Source organism: Rhodococcus sp. P4_C10 (genome assembly GCF_056402135.1).
The window spans coordinates 1-17179 of the sequence record NZ_JBFUHZ010000003.1 but is presented as its reverse complement, the minus strand read 5'-3'; the positions used below and the strand labels follow the sequence as shown (position 1 = coordinate 17179).

16 protein-coding genes and 2 pseudogenes are annotated in these 17179 nt (G+C 71.5%); 5 read left to right on the top strand and 13 right to left on the bottom strand.

Annotated features, from left to right (window positions below; translation table 11 throughout):
• Window positions 1-12 precede the first annotated feature (12 nt).
• Entirely contained in the window at window positions 13-576 is a 564-nt protein-coding gene (locus AC1DWC_RS02420) for a DUF6636 domain-containing protein (protein ID WP_477905844.1), read from the bottom strand.
• Between the two features lie 183 nt (window positions 577-759).
• Here AC1DWC_RS02420 and AC1DWC_RS02415 point away from each other — a divergent pair, with 183 nt between their 5' ends.
• On the top strand, window positions 760-1206 hold the full coding sequence (locus tag AC1DWC_RS02415; RefSeq protein WP_072846211.1) for a DUF3592 domain-containing protein: 447 nt from the start codon (window positions 760-762) through the stop codon (window positions 1204-1206).
• Between the two features lie 18 nt (window positions 1207-1224).
• Here the strand turns inward: AC1DWC_RS02415 and AC1DWC_RS02410 are convergent, their stop codons facing one another.
• Entirely contained in the window at window positions 1225-1932 is a 708-nt protein-coding gene (locus AC1DWC_RS02410; RefSeq protein WP_072846142.1) for a lysoplasmalogenase family protein, read from the bottom strand.
• Between the two features lie 124 nt (window positions 1933-2056).
• On the opposite strand from AC1DWC_RS02410, the gene AC1DWC_RS02405 reads away from it, so the two are divergent.
• On the top strand, window positions 2057-2659 hold the full coding sequence (locus tag AC1DWC_RS02405; RefSeq protein WP_477905842.1) for a phosphoribosylanthranilate isomerase: 603 nt from the start codon (window positions 2057-2059) through the stop codon (window positions 2657-2659).
• Window positions 2660-2663: 4 nt separating this feature from the next.
• On the opposite strand, the gene AC1DWC_RS02400 is transcribed toward AC1DWC_RS02405, so the two are convergent.
• From AC1DWC_RS02400 to AC1DWC_RS02390, 3 genes are read right to left on the bottom strand one after another with little or no spacing between them, the layout of a single operon-like run.
• On the bottom strand, window positions 2664-4667 hold the full coding sequence (locus AC1DWC_RS02400) for a serine/threonine-protein kinase (protein WP_477905840.1): 2004 nt from the start codon (window positions 4665-4667) through the stop codon (window positions 2664-2666).
• Window positions 4664-5521, bottom strand: coding sequence for a hypothetical protein (locus AC1DWC_RS02395; protein ID WP_477905838.1), 858 nt, complete (start codon window positions 5519-5521; stop codon window positions 4664-4666). Before AC1DWC_RS02395 ends, AC1DWC_RS02400 begins: the two co-directional genes overlap by 4 nt.
• Window positions 5518-6165 (bottom strand): hypothetical protein, encoded by a 648-nt coding sequence (locus tag AC1DWC_RS02390; protein WP_477905836.1) that lies wholly within the window; start codon window positions 6163-6165, stop codon window positions 5518-5520. The genes AC1DWC_RS02395 and AC1DWC_RS02390 overlap by 4 nt, the downstream gene beginning before the upstream one ends.
• An 867-nt stretch (window positions 6166-7032) precedes the next feature.
• Here AC1DWC_RS02390 and AC1DWC_RS02385 point away from each other — a divergent pair.
• Together AC1DWC_RS02385 and AC1DWC_RS02380 are read left to right on the top strand one after the other, a co-directional pair.
• The gene (locus AC1DWC_RS02385; protein WP_477905834.1) at window positions 7033-7488 is read left to right on the top strand and encodes a MarR family winged helix-turn-helix transcriptional regulator; all 456 of its coding nucleotides are present in this window, start codon (window positions 7033-7035) and stop codon (window positions 7486-7488) included.
• 57 nt (window positions 7489-7545) lie between these two features.
• A pseudogene (locus AC1DWC_RS02380) lies at window positions 7546-8691 on the top strand (MFS transporter); the annotation flags it as partial.
• Between the two features lie 2 nt (window positions 8692-8693).
• Here the strand turns inward: AC1DWC_RS02380 and galK are convergent.
• Together galK and galT are read right to left on the bottom strand one after the other, a co-directional pair.
• Window positions 8694-9887: pseudogene (gene galK, locus AC1DWC_RS02375) on the bottom strand (galactokinase); the annotation flags it as partial.
• Entirely contained in the window at window positions 9884-11002 is a 1119-nt protein-coding gene (gene galT, locus AC1DWC_RS02370) for a galactose-1-phosphate uridylyltransferase (protein ID WP_477905832.1), read from the bottom strand. The pseudogene galK and the gene galT, both read right to left, overlap by 4 nt.
• A gap of 128 nt (window positions 11003-11130) precedes the next feature.
• Between galT and AC1DWC_RS02365 the strand changes: the two genes are divergently transcribed.
• Window positions 11131-11967, top strand: a complete 837-nt coding sequence (locus tag AC1DWC_RS02365; protein ID WP_477905829.1) for a DUF5602 domain-containing protein — start codon at window positions 11131-11133, stop codon at window positions 11965-11967.
• 25 nt (window positions 11968-11992) lie between these two features.
• Here the strand turns inward: AC1DWC_RS02365 and pyrE are convergent, their stop codons facing one another.
• The 6 genes from pyrE to AC1DWC_RS02335 all read right to left on the bottom strand — a co-directional run bounded on the left by pyrE (window position 11993) and on the right by AC1DWC_RS02335 (window position 16746).
• The gene (gene pyrE, locus AC1DWC_RS02360) at window positions 11993-12523 is read right to left on the bottom strand and encodes an orotate phosphoribosyltransferase (protein ID WP_072847460.1); all 531 of its coding nucleotides are present in this window, start codon (window positions 12521-12523) and stop codon (window positions 11993-11995) included.
• A gap of 106 nt (window positions 12524-12629) precedes the next feature.
• On the bottom strand, window positions 12630-13208 hold the full coding sequence (locus tag AC1DWC_RS02355; RefSeq protein WP_477905826.1) for a LemA family protein: 579 nt from the start codon (window positions 13206-13208) through the stop codon (window positions 12630-12632).
• Between the two features lie 42 nt (window positions 13209-13250).
• Window positions 13251-14060 (bottom strand): SDR family NAD(P)-dependent oxidoreductase, encoded by an 810-nt coding sequence (locus tag AC1DWC_RS02350; RefSeq protein ID WP_477905824.1) that lies wholly within the window; start codon window positions 14058-14060, stop codon window positions 13251-13253.
• 21 nt (window positions 14061-14081) lie between these two features.
• The gene (locus AC1DWC_RS02345) at window positions 14082-14780 is read right to left on the bottom strand and encodes a type III secretion system chaperone family protein (protein ID WP_477905821.1); all 699 of its coding nucleotides are present in this window, start codon (window positions 14778-14780) and stop codon (window positions 14082-14084) included.
• Between the two features lie 64 nt (window positions 14781-14844).
• Entirely contained in the window at window positions 14845-15912 is a 1068-nt protein-coding gene (locus AC1DWC_RS02340) for a DUF5666 domain-containing protein (RefSeq protein ID WP_477905819.1), read from the bottom strand.
• A gap of 93 nt (window positions 15913-16005) precedes the next feature.
• Window positions 16006-16746 (bottom strand): FadR/GntR family transcriptional regulator, encoded by a 741-nt coding sequence (locus tag AC1DWC_RS02335; protein WP_477905817.1) that lies wholly within the window; start codon window positions 16744-16746, stop codon window positions 16006-16008.
• Between the last annotated feature and the right edge of the window lie 433 nt (window positions 16747-17179).

Below are 17179 nucleotides of genomic sequence, written 5' to 3'. Positions count from 1 at the left end.
TGGTGCCCGCTCTCAGAAGACTTCGTTGGACGTCGCGGCGATCCGGAAGCCGTGGCCGGTGTCGTCCTTGCGGCAGGTCACGCCCGCCGCCTCGGACGTGCAGGTGTACCCGAACGAGCTGACCTTCTGCCCCGCGGCCAGCGGGGCGCCGGGGGCATCGGTCGCGGTGAGGTAGATCGGCCCGCCCGCACACATGAAGGCGCCGCGGCCGTCGCCGGTGATGCGAATGCCGTTGCCCCAGCCGATCATGCAGTCGTCCGGACGCGGAGGAACCGGGGTGGTGGTGCCCTGGCATCCGGCTTCCACTCGCGAGGCCAGCTCGACGATGCCGCACTGGAATCGGCCGTCGGCCGAGGAGAAGTAGACGGCCTCGTTCCGGACGAACTCGACGGTCGCCAGCGTGGTGGGCCCGGCAGTGGTCGTGGCGGTCAGCGGCGCCGGGGTGGTGGTCGTGGTGACCGCGGCGGTGGTCGCCGGTGCCGGAGTCGTCGTCTCCACCGCCGTGGTCGTGTCGGCGGACGGCGCCGCCTGCTCCGCGGTGGACGTCCCGCAGGCCGCGGCGGTAGTCGCCACCACGGCGGCAATCACAACCGGCCACACTCGACGTGAACCCACGCGCACACCCCTTCAACCGTCGGCAATGGCAACGCCGTCCCGACGCTGCCGTCACAAACGACCCTAGTGGCCCGGCGATCGCGGGACGAAGCCGTGCAGGTCGCCGGGCACCGTCGCGCCTATCCTGGACGGAGGAGGACTGTGATGTTCCATGATCGCATCGTCCGCACCGTGCTCGCCATCACGGCCGGCTACGTGATCGTCCTGGCGGTCTGGCTGGGCTGGCTGATCCAGTACACCGAGGAGGGCACCGCGCCCTATCAGGTCGGCGGACTGCTCGCGGCGTACGGGGCAACGCTCGGACTGGGGATGATGTGGGCGAACCGACCCACCCACGCGGACCGCAAGCTGCTCAAGCGCGGGATGGAGGGCTGGGCCACGGTCGAGAGCGCCCAGCGCCTGGCCGAGACCCCCGACCACGGTCAGCTCACCGCGCTGAAACTGCGGCTGGTGGTGCCGGGCGAGGAGAGCTACACCGGCCGGGTGGTCTACGAGGTCGCCGAGGAGGACCGCGAACGCTTCGCCCCCGGGGCGACGGTCACCATCCGGGTCGACCCCAAGAACCGAGACCGGATCATCTTGTGCCCCTGAGGACTTCCCGCCGAGACGTCAGTTCCCGCCACGCCTCGAAGCGCCGAGTGCGAGCATGCCCTCGACCAGCAGCACCTGGGCGGCGGCGTAGCTGGCCAGGATCACGCCCTCCGCCGCGCGGCGACCGCCCTCGCCGCGAACGAACAAGCGCCGCACCACGATCAGCGCGTCCGACCCGGTGAACAGCATGCCGCCGAGGGCGAGCCAGCTGCGGCGGTCCGCGTTCGGCAGTGCGGTGCCGGCGACCACCGTCGCGCCAGGCGCGAGCGCCGGGTCTGCCGACAGCGTCGAGGTGGTGCCCAGCACGGCGCCGTACGCGGTGAGCGGGGTGGACACCGTCCGTGCCCGGGACCGCAGCACGCCAGCCGCACCCAGCCAGCCGGCCAGCCGCGGCACCAGCGCGGGGGCCGTCGGGCGGGCGCCGTGGCGGGCCAGCAGCGTGGAGTAGCCGGCCTGCATCACCGCGAACGAGGAGGCGCCGCGCACCAACCGGGCGTCGTCGTCGGGCTCGATCATGAACACGTCGCCGACGGTGGCGGCCGCGAGCCCCGCCAGCAGCAGCCCGGCGTCGGCGGCGTCCACGTCCGCGCGGCGGCGCAGCACCCGGACCGCCAGCGCGGGCGCCATCAGGGGCTTGGCCACCTGCTGGAGCCGCTCGTTTCCGATGACGGCACCGACAACCGTCGCCGTCGTGGCGCCCAGGAACACCGCGTGCTCGAGCTTCATGCCGTCAACCTCCGTGTGCGTGCCGTCTCGTGTGCGGGGTGAGCGTAACGGCTGCCGCGGCCGGACCGGCCCGATGCACCGAATATCCTGGAACCGAACGCCCACCGGGAGGACCTCGAGTTTCATGACTTTCATCAAGATGTGCGGACTGCGCGACGAGGCCACCGTGGACCTGGCCGTGGGCCTGGGTGTCGACGCGGTCGGGTTGGTGCTGGCCCGCAGCCCGCGACAGGTGACCGCGGAGCACGCGGCGCGACTGCGGGCCCGCGTCCCCGACGGCACCCTCGCCGTCGGCGTGTACGTCGGCATCGGCCTCGACGAGATCGTCGAGACGGCCCGGGTGGCGGGACTGGGCACCGTGCAGGTGCACGACCTGCGGTCCGCGGCGGACGTCGCCTTGCTGCACGACGCGGGCCTGAAGGTGGTGCGGGCGTTGAACACCGGGAGCGCGACCGACCTGGACTCGGACCTCGGCGAGGACCTGCTGCTGGTGGACGGCGCGGTCGCGGGCGCGGGCGTCACCTGGGACTGGCAGGACCGCAGCGCGCTGCCCACCCGGCGCTGGGTGCTGGCCGGCGGGCTGACGCCGGCGAACGTGGCGCGGGCGGTGGCATCGAGCGGCGCCTGGGGCGTCGACGTGTCGAGCGGCATCGAGTCGAGCCGCGGCGTGAAGGACCCCGCGCTGATGACGGCGTTCGCCGAGGCCGTCCGCTCCCCTCAGGGCTGACCGGTCAGCGGCGTTGCGCCCGCCGGTACCGGCGGGTGCGGCCCACCCGCGACGCGCCGACCACGGCGGCGACCCCGGCCGCCGACGCGAGCACGGCGCTGACCACGATCGTGGCGACGGTGGGCTGGTGACCGAGCAGCACCCACACCGCTCCCACCGCTCCCACCGCCAGGACTGCCGCGCTCGCCGGCACCCCGACGGACCCCGTGACCCGCCGGCGCCCGCGCAACAGCGAGCGCAGGAACGACTCCAGGTACGCGAAGGCGAACAGCAGCAGCACCACCACGCCCGCCGCCACCGCCGTGGTCGTCGGGCGCTGGGCGGTCCGCACCGGGAACTGCCAGGTCTGTGTCACCCCGCCGGCCTGGGTCAGCGCCACCTCGCCGGTGAGCGAGCCCGCCACCAGGTAGCCACCACCGAGCGGTGGCACGGTCGCCGCGGCCGGCGCGCCGGGCAGCAGCGGCGCGCTCTGACTCTGCACGGCCCGTCCGAGCACCCGTAGCGAGACCGTCGCGGCGTCCGCCGGCCCGGGATCGGCGACGGTCACCGGGATCGGCTGGGTGAGGTCGAGCGCGACCGGGTCGGTGACGGCGGGGTCCGCACCCGCCACCGTGACCGCCCCGGGCGGCGGCAGCGGGGCCGACGCCGGGGAGCCGACCCCCACCAGCGCGACCGCGACCGCGAGCGCCCCCAGTGCTCCGGCCGCGAGGAACGGCACCCGCGGTGACGGGACCGTCAGGACCGACTGCACCGGCACGAGGTCCGAGTCCCTGAGGTCCACCAACCGGGCCCCCGGTGCGTGCACCGTGATCGACGGGCGGACCGGGGGGCTCGACGTGGGCCTGTGCTGCACAGTGGGATTCATTGTCGCGTCCGAGTCGTAGCCCGCCGTCGACTCGGACGCTGCGGTCGGCCGGTCAGCCGTCGCGCCGGCCGACGAGGGCGACCCGGGCGCGGTCGGCGGAGGCTCCGCCCCGCCCCGCTCGGTCGGCGGCGCGGTGTCCGCGCCGGTCGCCCGCTTCGGATGCGGCCGGGTCACCGGCAGCGGCGAGGTCTCGGACTCGGGCGCAGTCGGCGAGACCACACCCGACCCGGCGGCGGTCACGATCGAGTCCGCCCCCATCACCGGAATACCCTCCAAGGCAAGCCAACCCGGACCCCAACGCCCCGTCGACGCCGCGGCCAGCTCCACTCCGAACGCCTCCGCCGTGGGGAACCGGACAGCCGGGTCGGTGGCGAGACCCCGCATCACCACCTCGGCGATCGGTTCCGGGATCGTGGGCGCCACCTCGAGCAACGGGATGGGCTCGTCGAAGGCGTGCATGAAGAGCATTGCCATTGCGGTGTCGACGGCCGGGAACGGCAGCGAACCCGAGAGCAGTTCGTAGAGCATCGTCGCCAGCGCGTACACGTCGGTCGCGGGCGAGAGATCCCCGCCGCGCGCCTGTTCGGGGGCGATGTACGAGGGCGTGCCAAGGACGTCGCCCTCACGGGTGGCGAGGGTCTGATCGCCGCCGACCACCTTCGCTATCCCGAAGTCCGTGACCTTGACCGCCCCGGACGCGGCAAACATGAGGTTCTCCGGCTTGACGTCCCGGTGCAGGATCCCGCGCGTGTGAGCCGCCGTCAGACCGGCCGCGCAGGCCAGGGCCACCGCGACCGCCGAGTGCGCGTTGAAGCCGACCTTGGTGAAGCGGCTCCACACGGTGCCGCCGGGCAGCATTTCCATCACCAGTAGGCACAGCCCGTCGTGCTCGACGAAGTCGTACACCGGCACCACGTGCGGATGGTCCAGCGAGGCGAGCAACCGGCCCTCCGCGGCGAATCGGTGCCGGACCGCCGGGTCCGACGCGAATGCCGGCGGCAACTGCTTGATGGCGACCGGGCGGCTGAGCGCCCGGTGCCTGCCGGAGAGCACCACGCCGCAGCCGCCGTGGCCGATCTCGCCGCCGATCTCGTAGCCGGGCAACGAGTCCCGAACCAGTGCCGATTCCGCTTCGGTGGTCATCGCTCGTCCCGTCCGGCCGGCTTGCGTTCCGCCAGTTCCTGATCCGCCAGTTCCTGTTCAGCTCGTTCCTGATCGGCGAGTGCCTCGTCGAGTTCCGCGTCGGCGTCCGGCGGCGTCGGCGTGAGGTAGCCCAGAAGGAAGAACCCCACGGCGAATGCCCCGGCGACGAACAGCCAGCGTTCGGTGCTCGGCACCCACACCCGGAACGCGGACAGCGTGAACACCAGCACCAGCCCGATCCCGATCCCGGGGGTGAGCAGCCGCAGCCCACGCCGCCACCGGTTCTGCGGCATCCGGTTCCGGGCGATCGCCAGCGCCGTGTCGACGAGCGCCAGGACTGTCAGGATCACCAGCGCGAGCCCGAACAGTCCGTACACGGAGACCAGCGAGCCCTGCACGTCGACGACCGTCGGCAACTGTGCGACCGGCTCGCCGTCGGCCCCCTGTACCGCCAGAGTGCCGTTGACCAGACCGGTGGCCTGGCCGTCGAGCCCGGACAGGTCGAGAGGATAGGACAGCGTCTTCGTCGCACCCGGCCCGACCGTCGCGGCCACGGAGGTATGGAATGCGAAGAAGCTCAGCCCGAGGACATGCCCGGAGAAGTCGACGGCGGCGACGGTGAGCGGCACCGAGCCCCCGTTGGTGACGGTGACCGCGACGTCCGCAGGTGTGGCGGGGTCGAGCCGGACCGGGTGCTGCTGGTCCGCAGACGCCACGTCCTGCCCGTTGACGGTCGCCGACAGTGTCACCGCGTCTGCGGCAAGTGTCGCCGCGTCCGACGCCACGGCCGCTCCGGTCGTGGGGCCCAGTGCGCCCAACAGGACGACGGCCAGCACGATCAACCACGACTTCATGAGTGCTCCTCGGCAGGCGGTGACACGGGTAGCAGGCGGCGCCGGTAGATCAGGAGGCCGACGAGAAGAAAGAACACGATGACCACCCCGGTGGACGTGGCGCCGCTCGCGTGACTGACCAGCACGACGTCGAGCGGTGCGGTGAGGACCGGTCCGCAGTCCGCGGCCACCCGGTACTGCCCGACCGACGTTGTCTCCGTCGACAGCGGCGCGGTAAATGTGCCGGCATCGTCGGCGGCGACCTGCCCGGCGGACGCGCCGCCGAGCGAGATGGACACCGTCGCACCTGGCGGGCAGCCCTCGCCGGTCGCGGTCAGCGCCTCGCCTGGCGCCACCACGGGGGTGCTGAGCAGCAGACCCTGGTCGGGCGCCGGGGATGGCGTTCCCGCCGGGATCGGGACGGGGATCGTGGTCAGCGGGGGCGCGCTGCCGGGGATGGCCGCCGGTCGCTCGACCGGGGCGCCCTCCCCCGGCTTGGTCTCGCCGGGCTTGATCTCACCGGGCTTGGTCTCACCGGGCTTGGTCTCACCGGGCTTGATCTCGCCGGGCTTGATCTCGCCGGGCTTGATCTCACCGGGCTTGATCTCTCCGCCCGGCGGGCACAGCGACGGATCCTCGGGGCAGACCTTCACCGGAGGCGGCACGCAGTTCGGCTCGCACGTGATCGGCGGCGGCACGCAGTTCGGCTCGCACGTGATCGGCGGCGGCCCACTGCAATAAGGCTCACAGTCGGGAATGCACGTCGGCGGACATACGATCTCGGGAGGATCCACCGGTCCACACGGCATCAGGTCCGGGTTGCACCGCGGAACCTCGATGTCGGGCACGGGTCCGGTGTCGGGGACTCCGTAATCAGGCGCAGGTCCCGTGTCCGGCACACCGTAATCAGGCGCGGGTCCCGTGTCCGGCACACCGTAGTCGGGCACGGTCCCGTCATCGGGCACTCCGTAGTCGGGCACGGTCCCCAGATCGGGCGGCTGACAGTCGACTGTCTGGTTGCACCCCGGCAACTGTTGCCCCTGCAGTACCCCCGCCCGAGGCACGCCCGCGCCGGGATCCGCTCCAATCGCCGGGGGTAGACCCGCAACGGGCGCCTCGGCGCCGTTCAGCACGGAACCGGACGGGTCGCCGGCCGACGGGTAGGCAGCGGCCGACGCGGGTCCGAGACCACCGATGTATCCGATCACTGCGAGCACGGCGGCGAACAGGAATGCCGCTCGCCGCGGGCCAGCCAGTGGGGGCATCCGCCCCACCCCCTCAGCTCCACACGCTGCCAGTCCAGTGTCTCCCGCCCCTGCGGGGGAGACAACAGTCCCGGCCGGATCGGAGCAGAATTCGGTCGGCATCGCTCCCCCTCTCCCGGTGTGGCGGCGACGACCTTTTCGCGGTCGCGGGCGAACACCCTGAACTGCGAGTTTCGTCCGGCCGACGGCCGACTTCTTCACCCCGAGGGTGAAGATCCCAACCCCCGGGGGTTTACATACATAGTTTGCCTATGCAATATTAATTCGGTGAGCATCGAGGCCGGTTCCGAGACGAGGCTCCGCGAGGTTCTCGCGGAGCTGGTCACCAACACCTCACGTTTCACCCGGCTGGCGTCGTCGATCTCGACCGACGACCGGCCGCGGGCGTGGATGCGGGCACTGGGCCACCTCGACGAGTACGGCGCGCTACGCATCAGCGAGTTCGCCCGCATCGACCGCTGCTCACAGCCGACGGCGACGGCGCTGCTCAAGCAGCTCACCGACGCCGGCCTGGCGACCCGGCAACGCGACCCCTCGGATTCGAGGGCAGTCGTGGTCGAACTGACCGACGCCGGACACCAGTGGCTCATGGCGGGACGCGCCGAGATCGGGGCGACCCTCGCCGAACACCTGCCGGACATGGACAGCGAAGAGGTCGAACAGCTTTCGCGAAGCCTGGCCGCCCTGCGCGCGGCCCTGCGGTCCTCGGCAGTTCAGCGCTAGCTCGTCAATTGGCCGCCGTAGCCCGTTCGCCACAGCGGCCCATTCACTCCAAAGGACTTGCCCGTGAGCAGCACCACCACGGCCTCCCGCGCCGAGACCGACAGCCCCAGCATCCTGCACCAGCCCAAGGCGGTGTGGGCGGTCGCCTTCGCCAGCGTCATCGCCTTCATGGGCATCGGCCTTGTCGACCCCATCCTCAAGCCGATCGGCGAGGAACTGAACGCGACGCCGTCCCAGGTCTCGCTCCTGTTCACCTCGTACATGCTTGTCACCGGCGTCGCCATGCTGATCACCGGCGTGGTGTCCAGCCGGATCGGCCCCAAGAAGACCCTGCTCTCCGGCCTGGCGATCATCGTGGTGTTCTCCGCGCTCGCCGGCATGTCCGACACCGTCGGCCAGATCGTCGGCTTCCGCGCCGGCTGGGGCCTGGGCAACGCGCTGTTCATCGCGACCGCGCTCGCCACCATCGTCGGCGCGGCCAGCGGTGGCGTCGCCCGCGCGATCATCCTGTACGAGGCGGCCCTGGGCATCGGCATCGCCACCGGACCGCTGCTCGGCGGTGTGCTGGGCAGCGTCAGTTGGCGCGGGCCGTTCTTCGGCGTCGCGGTGCTGATGGCGGTCGCGTTCATCCTGATCGTGGTGATGCTCCCCGCGACCCCCGCACCGAAGGCCGACCGCACCTCGCTCGCCGCCCCGTTCCGGGCGCTACGGCACCGCGGCCTGCTCACCGTCGCGATCACCGCACTGCTCTACAACTACGGCTTCTTCACGCTGCTCGCATACACCCCGTTCCCGCTCGACATGGGCACGTACTCAATCGGATTCATCTTCTTCGGCTGGGGTCTGATGCTGGCGGTCTCGTCGGTGTTCCTGGCCCCGCGACTGCAGCGTGCCTACGGGACGCTGAACATGATGACGGCCTCGCTCGCCTTGTTCGCCGTCGACCTCGCGGTGATGGCCGCGTTCACCGAGAACAAGACCGTGCTGGTCGTCGGCGTCGTCGCCGCCGGGCTGTTCCTCGGCGTGAACAACACACTGATCACCGAGACGGTGATGATCTCGGCCCCGGTCGAGCGGTCCACCGCGTCGGCCGCCTACAGCTTCGTGCGCTTCGTCGGCGGCGCCGCGGCCCCGTACCTGGCGGGCAAGCTCGGCGAGAGCAACATCCACCTGCCGTTCTGGGTCGGTGCCGCGTGCACCGCCAAGACGCGACGAGCCGGGTCGGACGGCACCGCCGCCAGGAAGCGCGGCGCGGTCAGGCCTCTCGACCGCGCGGCGCCAGACACCGACTCCGCGACCGCGTCGACGGACGAGGCCTCCACCAGCGCGACCGCCGACCCACCGAATCCGCCGCCGGTCATCCGCGCGCCGTACGCGCCCGCCGCCACGGCCGCCTCCACCACGCAGTCGAGTTCCGCACACGAGACCTCGAAGTCGTCGCGCAGCGAGACGTGCGAGGCGGTCAGCACCGGGCCGAGATCCCGGTACCGCCCGGATGCCATGAGCGAGAGCGTCTCCCGCACCCGCACGATCTCGGTGACCACGTGCCGGGCCCGCCGGGTGAGGGTGGGGTCCGTGAGCTCACGCATGTCCGTGCCCGCGTCCGCCGCCTCGCGCAGCGAAGCGACCCCCAGCCGGGCCGCCGCCTCCTCCACCGACTTCCGGCGTTGCGCGTATTGCCCGTCGACCAGCTGGTGCGGGGCACGGGTGTCGATCACCAGCAGCGCCAGCCCCTCCCCCGACAGGTCGAGCGGCACCGGCGTCGCGGAGCCGTCCGCCGAGTCCACCAGCAGGGCGTGACCGGCCCGGGCCCGCAACGCGACCGCCTGGTCCATGCCGCCGGTCGGTGCCAGCGCGATCTCGTTCTCGGCCCGCACACAGCACGCGGCCAGCGCGGCGCGGCCGGCGTCGTCGGTCGGCAGCCCGGACAGTTCGGCCAGTGCCAGGGCCAGGGCGCACTCGAGCGCCGCAGAACTCGACAACCCGGCCCCCACCGGGACCGAGGACTCGACACACACGTCCGCGCCCCCGAAGTCGTTGCCGAGCAGGCCCTCCCGCCGCATCGCCCACACCACGCCGGCCAGGTACGACGCCCAACCCGACGGGCACCCCGGTCCGATCTCCTCGACCCGGCCGTGCCACGGGGGCCCACCGAGGCTCGACGCACACCGCAGCACCCCGTCGCGGCGTCGCCGCACCGCGACCACCGTGCGGTGCGGCAGCGCGACGGGCAACGACAGTCCGTCCGCGTAGTCCACGTGCTCGCCGATCAGGTTCACCCGGCCCGGCGCCGTCCACACGCCCTCCGGGTCGGCGCCGAACTCGCCGCGGAAGCCGGCGGTGACGGCGGCGACCAGTGCCGCGTCCGAGACCGGGTCGACCCACACCGCGTCGCTCACGGCGCGACCTCCCGGAACCGCGCGGCGATCCGCTCGGGCGTGGTGTCGCTGATCCAGGCGCCCATCCCGGACTCCGAGCCCGCCAGGAACTTCATCCGGTGCGGCGAACGCATCAGCGAGAACACCTGCAGGTACAGCCTTCCCAGTTCCCGGCCCTCGCCGGTGGGGGCCTGGTGCCAGCCGGCGATGTACGGCAGCTTCTCGACCCCGTCGAAGAACCTGTCCAGCCGGCCGAGGACGTCGAGGTAGAGCGGCGCAAGGTCGTCGAGTTCCGGGCCGGTCAGCTCGGTCAGGTCCGCGACGTCCCGGTGCGGCGCCACGTGCAGTTCGACCGGCCAGCGTGCGGCGGCGGGGACGTACGCTGTCCAGTGCGCGGTCTCGGCGACCACCCGGGTGCCGGCCCGGCGCTCGGCGTCGAGCACGTCACGCAGCAGCGACCGTCCGGTCTGCCGGAAGTGCCGGTCCGCCTGTCGCAGTTGGGCTTCCGCGCGCGGGGGCAGCGCCGGGTAGGCGTACACCTGCCCGTGCGGGTGCTCGAGGGTGACGCCGATCTCGGCACCGCGGTTCTCGAAGCAGTACACCTGCGCGATGCCCGGCAGCGCGGACAGCTCCCGCGTCCGGTCGGCCAGCGCCGTCAGCACCGTCCGTACCCGGGAGGCCGGCAGCTGCGCGAAGGACCGGTCGTGGTCGCTGGTGAAGCACACCACCTCGCACCGGCCGGCGGCGGCGCGGTGCGGCCAGAGCGGTTCGCCGTCAACGCATTCCGTCGCCGGATCGGCCGCGGAGGTGGCCAGGGACGGGAAGCGGTTCTCGAACACCGCGACGTCGTACCCGTCGGCGGGGATCTCGGTGGCGGCGCGGCCCGGCTGGGTCGGGCACAGCGGGCACGCGTCCGCCGCGGGCAGGAAGGTGCGGTCCATCCGGTGCGAGGCCAGCGTCACCCACTCGCCGGTGAGCACGTCGTAGCGCATGGTCGAGTCGACCGTGGTCGCCGGCAGCTCCCGGGTGTCGCTCAGCTGCCGGGTCGCGGCGCCGCTCGCGTAGGGCTCGGTGTCGTCGAAGTACAGCAACTCCCGACCGTCCGCGAGCGTGGTCGCCGTCCTTCTGACCGTCATCTGACCCGATTCTCCCCTCGTCACGAATGTTCCTCCGCCGCCCAGATTCTGCACTACAGCCCGACCCGTCGGGCGCCTAGACTGGATGGGTTCGCCCCACCCACGGCACTCATCGATCGAGGTGCAGGATGTGTTCGAGCAGAAAACTCCACAGAACCGGACTGGTCGCGGTCGCCTGTGCCTCGGTGATGCTCGCCGGTTGCAGCGACGACCAGGCGGAGCAGAGCGACCAGGCGGAGCAGAGCCAGGGCGGCGTGTTCTACGGCCCCCCGCAGGATGTCGGGAACGGCACCGCCCGGGCGTTCGTCACCGTCGATGCGGACGGCAACCCGACCGATGTCGGGATGCGCATATCGGAGTCTGCGCTCGACGGCCTTCCGGAGAACATGGACACGCCCTCGGACGTCTTTGAACTCGATCTGCCCGAGCAGGCCTCTGCGACGGCCTTCGAGTACGCCACCCTCGACTGGAACCCCCACGGTCACATTCCCCCCGGGGTCTTCGACAAGCCACACTTCGACACACACTTCTACATGGTCGACAAGAACTCGGTGGCCGAGGTCGATCCCGCGAACCCCGACTACGCGGCGATGGCCGAGCACGTCCCTGAGGGAAAGTACGTCCCGCAGGACTACGCGACCCCGCCCGAACCACCGCTCGCCCAGCAGGCACAGCCGAAGATGGGCGTCCACTGGGCCGACTCCACCGAACCCATGATTCCGGGCGAGTTCGACTTCACCGAGGTCTTCATCAACGGGACCTGGGACGGCAAGTACTCCTTCATGGAACCGATGATGACCCGTGAGTGGCTGCTGACGAAGCCGCAACTCCAGGAGCCGATCAAGCAGCCGCAGGCGTATCAGCAGAGCGGCTACTACCCCTCCACCGTCAGCGTCAGTTATGACGACGAGGCCGACGAGTACGTCGTCGGACTGGGCGACATGGTGATGCGTCAGGCGTCATAGCCGCAGGCGGATGCCGCCCGCCGGGTTACAGGCCGAGGTCGCCGAGTCCGAGCAGGGACCGGTACTCGAGGCCCTCCGCCGCGATGACGGCGTCCGCACCGGTCGCGCGGTCCACCACGGTGGCCACGCCGACGACGGTGGCGCCGGCGTCGCGCAGCGCCTTCACCGCGGTGAGCGGCGAGTTGCCGGTGGTGGTGGTGTCCTCGACGACGAGCACCCGCTTGCCGACGATGTCCGGGCCCTCGATCTGCCGCTGCATGCCGTGCGCCTTGGCGGCCTTGCGCACCACGAACGCGTCGATCGGGCGGCCGGGCGCGTGCATGACGGCCATCGCCACCGGGTCCGCACCCATGGTGAGGCCGCCGACGGCGTCGAAGTCCCAGTCCGCGACCAGCTCGCGAAGCAGCGTGCCGATCAGCGGTCCGGCCCGATGGTGCAGCGTCGCGCGGCGCAGGTCGACGTAGTAGTCGGCCTCCTTGCCGGACGACAACGTCACCTTGCCGTGCACCACAGCCAGCTCGCGTACCAGCCCGGCGAGCTCCGCCTTCTCCGTCATCGACCGCTCCTTCTCGCATGCCACTGTCGGCATCGAGCGTAGTCGGGGTGTCGGCGGCCGCGGGCGTGCGGCCCCGTCGGCGCTTCGCCGCCCGTGGCGGATGCGGCTAGCTGTTGGCCGGCGCTGCCGTCGGTGCGGCCACGTGCAGCTCTGCGACGGTGGCCTCGAACAGCGGCACCGGACGACCGCCGAACGCCCGCGCCACCGGACCTGCCGGCAGCCCGCGCACCAACGTGTTCAGGGCGGTGGCGGTGCCGTTGTAGACGCGGGCCGCCCCGACCAGTCGCTGCTCGGTGTTGCGCACCTCGAGGGCTGGTCGCTGCACCGACCAGTCGTTCTTGACCGCCGGGTCCTCCGCGACCTCGAGCAGCACCCGGTGCAGCGCGACCGACAGCGCGTTCTCGGAGCCGGCCTGCTCGCCGAGCGTCAACTGCTGCTCACGGAAGCCCAGCGCCAGCGACCGCGCCCCGGCCAGCGGCGCCAGCGCCGCGGACGGCGCGTCGGCCCGCCGGGCCGCGACCACGAGTGCGTCGACGAGTTCGTAGCGGCGGTTCAGTTCGACCTCGAGCAGGCGGCGACTGGCCGACAGGCTCGCCTGGATCCGTCGCAGTCGCCGCACGACGGCCACCGCCCAGGCACACACGACAACAGCAACAACAACAGCCACTACCGCCACAAGAGTCACGCGATGGAATCTACCCACTCCGGGGCAATCCGCGCATTCTGGCTACGTTCGGCCCCGGCCGCGGCCGAAGGTGTTCGCCAGCGTGCGGGCCAGCGACGGCGGGACCAGCCGCGAGGCCGTGGTCAACACCTTGTACTGCGCGCCCGGAATGCTCACCACCTTGCCCTTGCCCAGATCGGCGAGGCTGGTCGTGACCACCTGGTCCACCGACAGCCACATTGCGTTCGGGATCGATCCCATCTCGATGCCCGCGCGCTGGTGGAACTCGGTGCGCACGAAGCCGGGACACAGGGCCTGCACGCGGACCCCGGTGCCGTGCAGCCCGCCCGCGAGGCCCTCCGTGAACGAGACGACGTATGCCTTGCTGGCCGAGTAGGTCGAGCCGCGGCCGCGCAGCAGGCCGGCGACGCTCGCCACGTTGACCACCGCACCGGACTTCGCCGCGATCATCGCGGGCAGCGCGGCCCGGGTCAGTGTCATCACCGCGGTGACGTTGACGTCGAGCTGCGCCTGCAACAGTGCGGGGTCCGCGGTCCAGAACTCGCCGGAGGTGCCGAAGCCGGCGTTGTTCACCAGCACGTCCACCCCGGGCCGCAGCCGGTCGGCCACCAGTGCACGGCCGCTCTCGGTGGCCAGGTCCGCCGGCAGCACCTCGGAGGCGGCCCCGTACGCGGACTTCAACTCGGCGGCGAGCTCGGTGAGCGCGTCGCCGTTCCGCGCGACGAGCACCAGGTCGTGTCCGGAGGCGGCGAGCTGCCGGGCGAACCCGGCGCCGATGCCGGAGGTCGGCCCGGTGACCAGGGCGACGGGACGACTGGACGGGCGGCGGGCACTGTCACCTGGGAGCGTCATGCGCCCAGGCTAGCGATCAGATCAGTTGCGCGGGGCGCTGTCCGAGCGATCGCCGTGCGCGCGGGGCCGTCCCGGATCGTGGCTGGTGTCCGCGGGAATCCCGGCCGGCTCGGACACCGGCGGCAGCACGTGCAGGAGACCGGAGAGACGGGCGACGGCGTCGATCGCCGCGTCCCAGTCGCGGCCGGTGCTGCTGGTGGGCAGCGTGCCGAGGGTCCAGGCGCCCTCGCTCCACAGCATCTGCACCTGCGGCGGCACGGACTCGGTGAAGTGCACCATCCGCTGGTCGCACACGCGGCGGGCGATCTCGAGATCGGTCGCGAAGACCACCCGCGGACCGATCGCGCCCAGCAGGTTCATGTCGGAGTCCTTGGGCGGCGGCGTGGACTTGAGCCGCAGGTCCACGTCGACGTCGGAGCCGACCGCGCGGTGTACCGCGACCACCGTCGCGGTCTCCTCGAGGTCGAACAACACGAAGCTCTCACCGCGCCGGGTGCCGTGCACCACGTCGATGGCGCCCAGGTACTCCTGCTTGGCCATCGCGGCACGGTGCCACTTCGAGGGCAACTGCGGGTCGGCCTCGTTGTACGCGTAGCCCTGGGCCTTTGCCCAGATCTGCCGTACCTTGCCGAACTGTTCACGTCGGCTGCGATCGACATAGAGGAGCGCGAGCGCGCCCGCGAGCGCGATCGCAGAGAGAGCGAACCAGATAAGCGTCATCGCCAGTCACCTTATCGATCGTCAGGCCACTGCGGGCCACTCGGCTCGATGCCGCGCCGAATTCTCAGTTTCCGAAGTGCCCGAACTCCGGCAGGGCGGTGCTGACGATCACCTTGGCCGCCACCGTGCCGTCGGCCGCCTTGTCGCCCTGCACCACCACCATCTCACCCGGCGCGAGGTCGCCGACCTTCGATGCGGTCAGCGAGATCACCCTGGTGTCGGCGCTGGTGGTGACGGTGACCTTGGAGCCACCGATGCCGTCCAGGATCAGCGTGGAGCCGTCGTTCGAGTCGACGGTCCCCACCGCCGCGCCCGCGGCCCCGATCACCTCGCCGAGGCCACCTGGAATCTGGGACAGGTCCGGCGGGGTGGTCTGCGGTGCGGGCGGGGTGGTGGTGCGCGGCGTCGTCGAGGGCCGCGGCACGGTCGTGGTGACCTTCGGGCCGGCCGCCGTCGACCCCGAGTCGGGACCGCCGGACGTCAGCAGCATGACGCCGAACCCCACGACGGCGACGAGCAACAGCCCCGCGATCACCAGCGCCGCGGCGAGCACCCCCTTGTTGGGCCCCTTCTTCCCGCCGTCGGGCTGCCCGTCGTCGGGCGGCAACGGGGGCTGATCGGCAGGCGGCGGGGTGCCGTAGGCCGGGTATGCCTGAGTGGCGTTGGGCGGCGGCGTGTACCCCTGGTTCGGGTCGTAGCCGGGGTTCTGCCCCTGGTACGTCGGGTAGGCCTGAGTGGCGTTGGGCGGCGGCGCGTACCCCTGGTTCGGGTCGTAGCCGGGGTTCTGCCCCTGGTACGTCGGGTAGGCCTGAGTGGGGTTCGACGGCGGCGCGTACCCCTGGTTGGGGTCGTAGCCGGGGTTCTGCCCCTGGTACGTCGGGTACGCCTGGGTGGGGTTCGGGACCGGCCCGTAGGCCTGGGTGGGGTCGCCGGTGTACGAGGGCTGCGGGGCGGGGAACTGTTCGGTCCGCTGGTCCGGCGCCGGCCCGGCGGCATCGCCGACCCCCGGCCCGCGCGACCACTGCACCGTCTCGGCGGGCTCGGCGGTGCCGTGCTCGCGCGCCTGCGCAGCACTGTCGTCGCGCCCATTGCTGTCTTCACGCCCATTGCGCGGATCGTCCGGGTTGCTCATGTCTCAGCCCTGCTCTTTCGACGGGTACGGTCCCGACCCTGCAGGATAGGACGGAAACCTGAGACCCGCCTGAACAGGGGCCGCGACGACACGCTAGAGCATGGACTCCCAGGTGATCGGCCGGGCCAGCGCGGCGGGAAACTTCTTGACCAGGAAAGCGGTCCACTCCGAGACGTGGCTGCGCATCGCCAGCTCCGCTGCGGTGGGGTCGCCGGCGGCGATCCCCTCGAAGACCGCAATGTCGGCCTCGAGCACCTTGGCCCGCGCCAGCTCCGGGTAGTCCACCCCGAGCGAGGCGCCGGCGAAGACGCCGTCCAGCGCGTCGATGAGATATCCGAACAGCGCGTTGCCCGACGCCCACGCGATGACGTTGTGGAATTGACCGTTCGCCGCCAGGAACCGCGTCAGGTCGTCGACACTGCCGCGCATGTCGTTGAGCGATACCTCGAGCTGGACGAGTTGATCGGCGGTGATCCGCTCGGCCGCCAACCGTGCCATCAACGGCTCGAGCCCGATCCGCGCCTCGACGATGGTGGCGAACTGGGCGCCCTCGAACTGGAGCAGCAAACCCAGGCTGTTCATCAGGTGCGAGGCCTCGGGCTTCTCGACGGTGGGGCCGCCGCCCGGTCCGGGCTTCAACGAGATCGCACCCGAGAGCTCGAGGAAGCGCAGGGACTCGCGGAGGGTGCCGCGGCCGACGTTGTACTCCTCGAGCATCACCCTCTCGGGGGGCAGTCGATCCCCCGGAACGAGACCCCTGTCCGAGATGTCCGCGATTATCCGCCGCGCGACGATCATCGCGGTTTTCTGCGGCCGATCGAACTTGTCCACCATTTGAACCCCCCTGAAGCTGACCCGGCTACCTACTCGGCGGTAAGGACCATACCGCCGAAAATCATTGGCCCCGGCATGATCTGCGCGTATGGCGCCACCCGCCACCGATTGTGATAGGTGTCACTTATGCGCATCTCAATTATTCATTGCATTCAATCCAATGATGGCGATAATTTGCAGGACGGCCGACGACCGCAATTCCACCCGCGCTGCGGCGCCCACCGGAGCCGCGGCCGTCAACCCCTCAGCCTCGGCTGATGCCGTTGGCCGACCCAGTCGGCCCGCAGACTCGTCCGGTCGGGGCTTCGCCCCTCACGAGCTCGGCCGGACCCGCCGAGCCCGCCGCGGCGCGGCCCGCGGCTCAATCCCCCCTGGGCCCGCGGACGCGCCTGCCGGGCTCGGGCACAGATGCGCCCTCCCCGCTGCCTCGGGC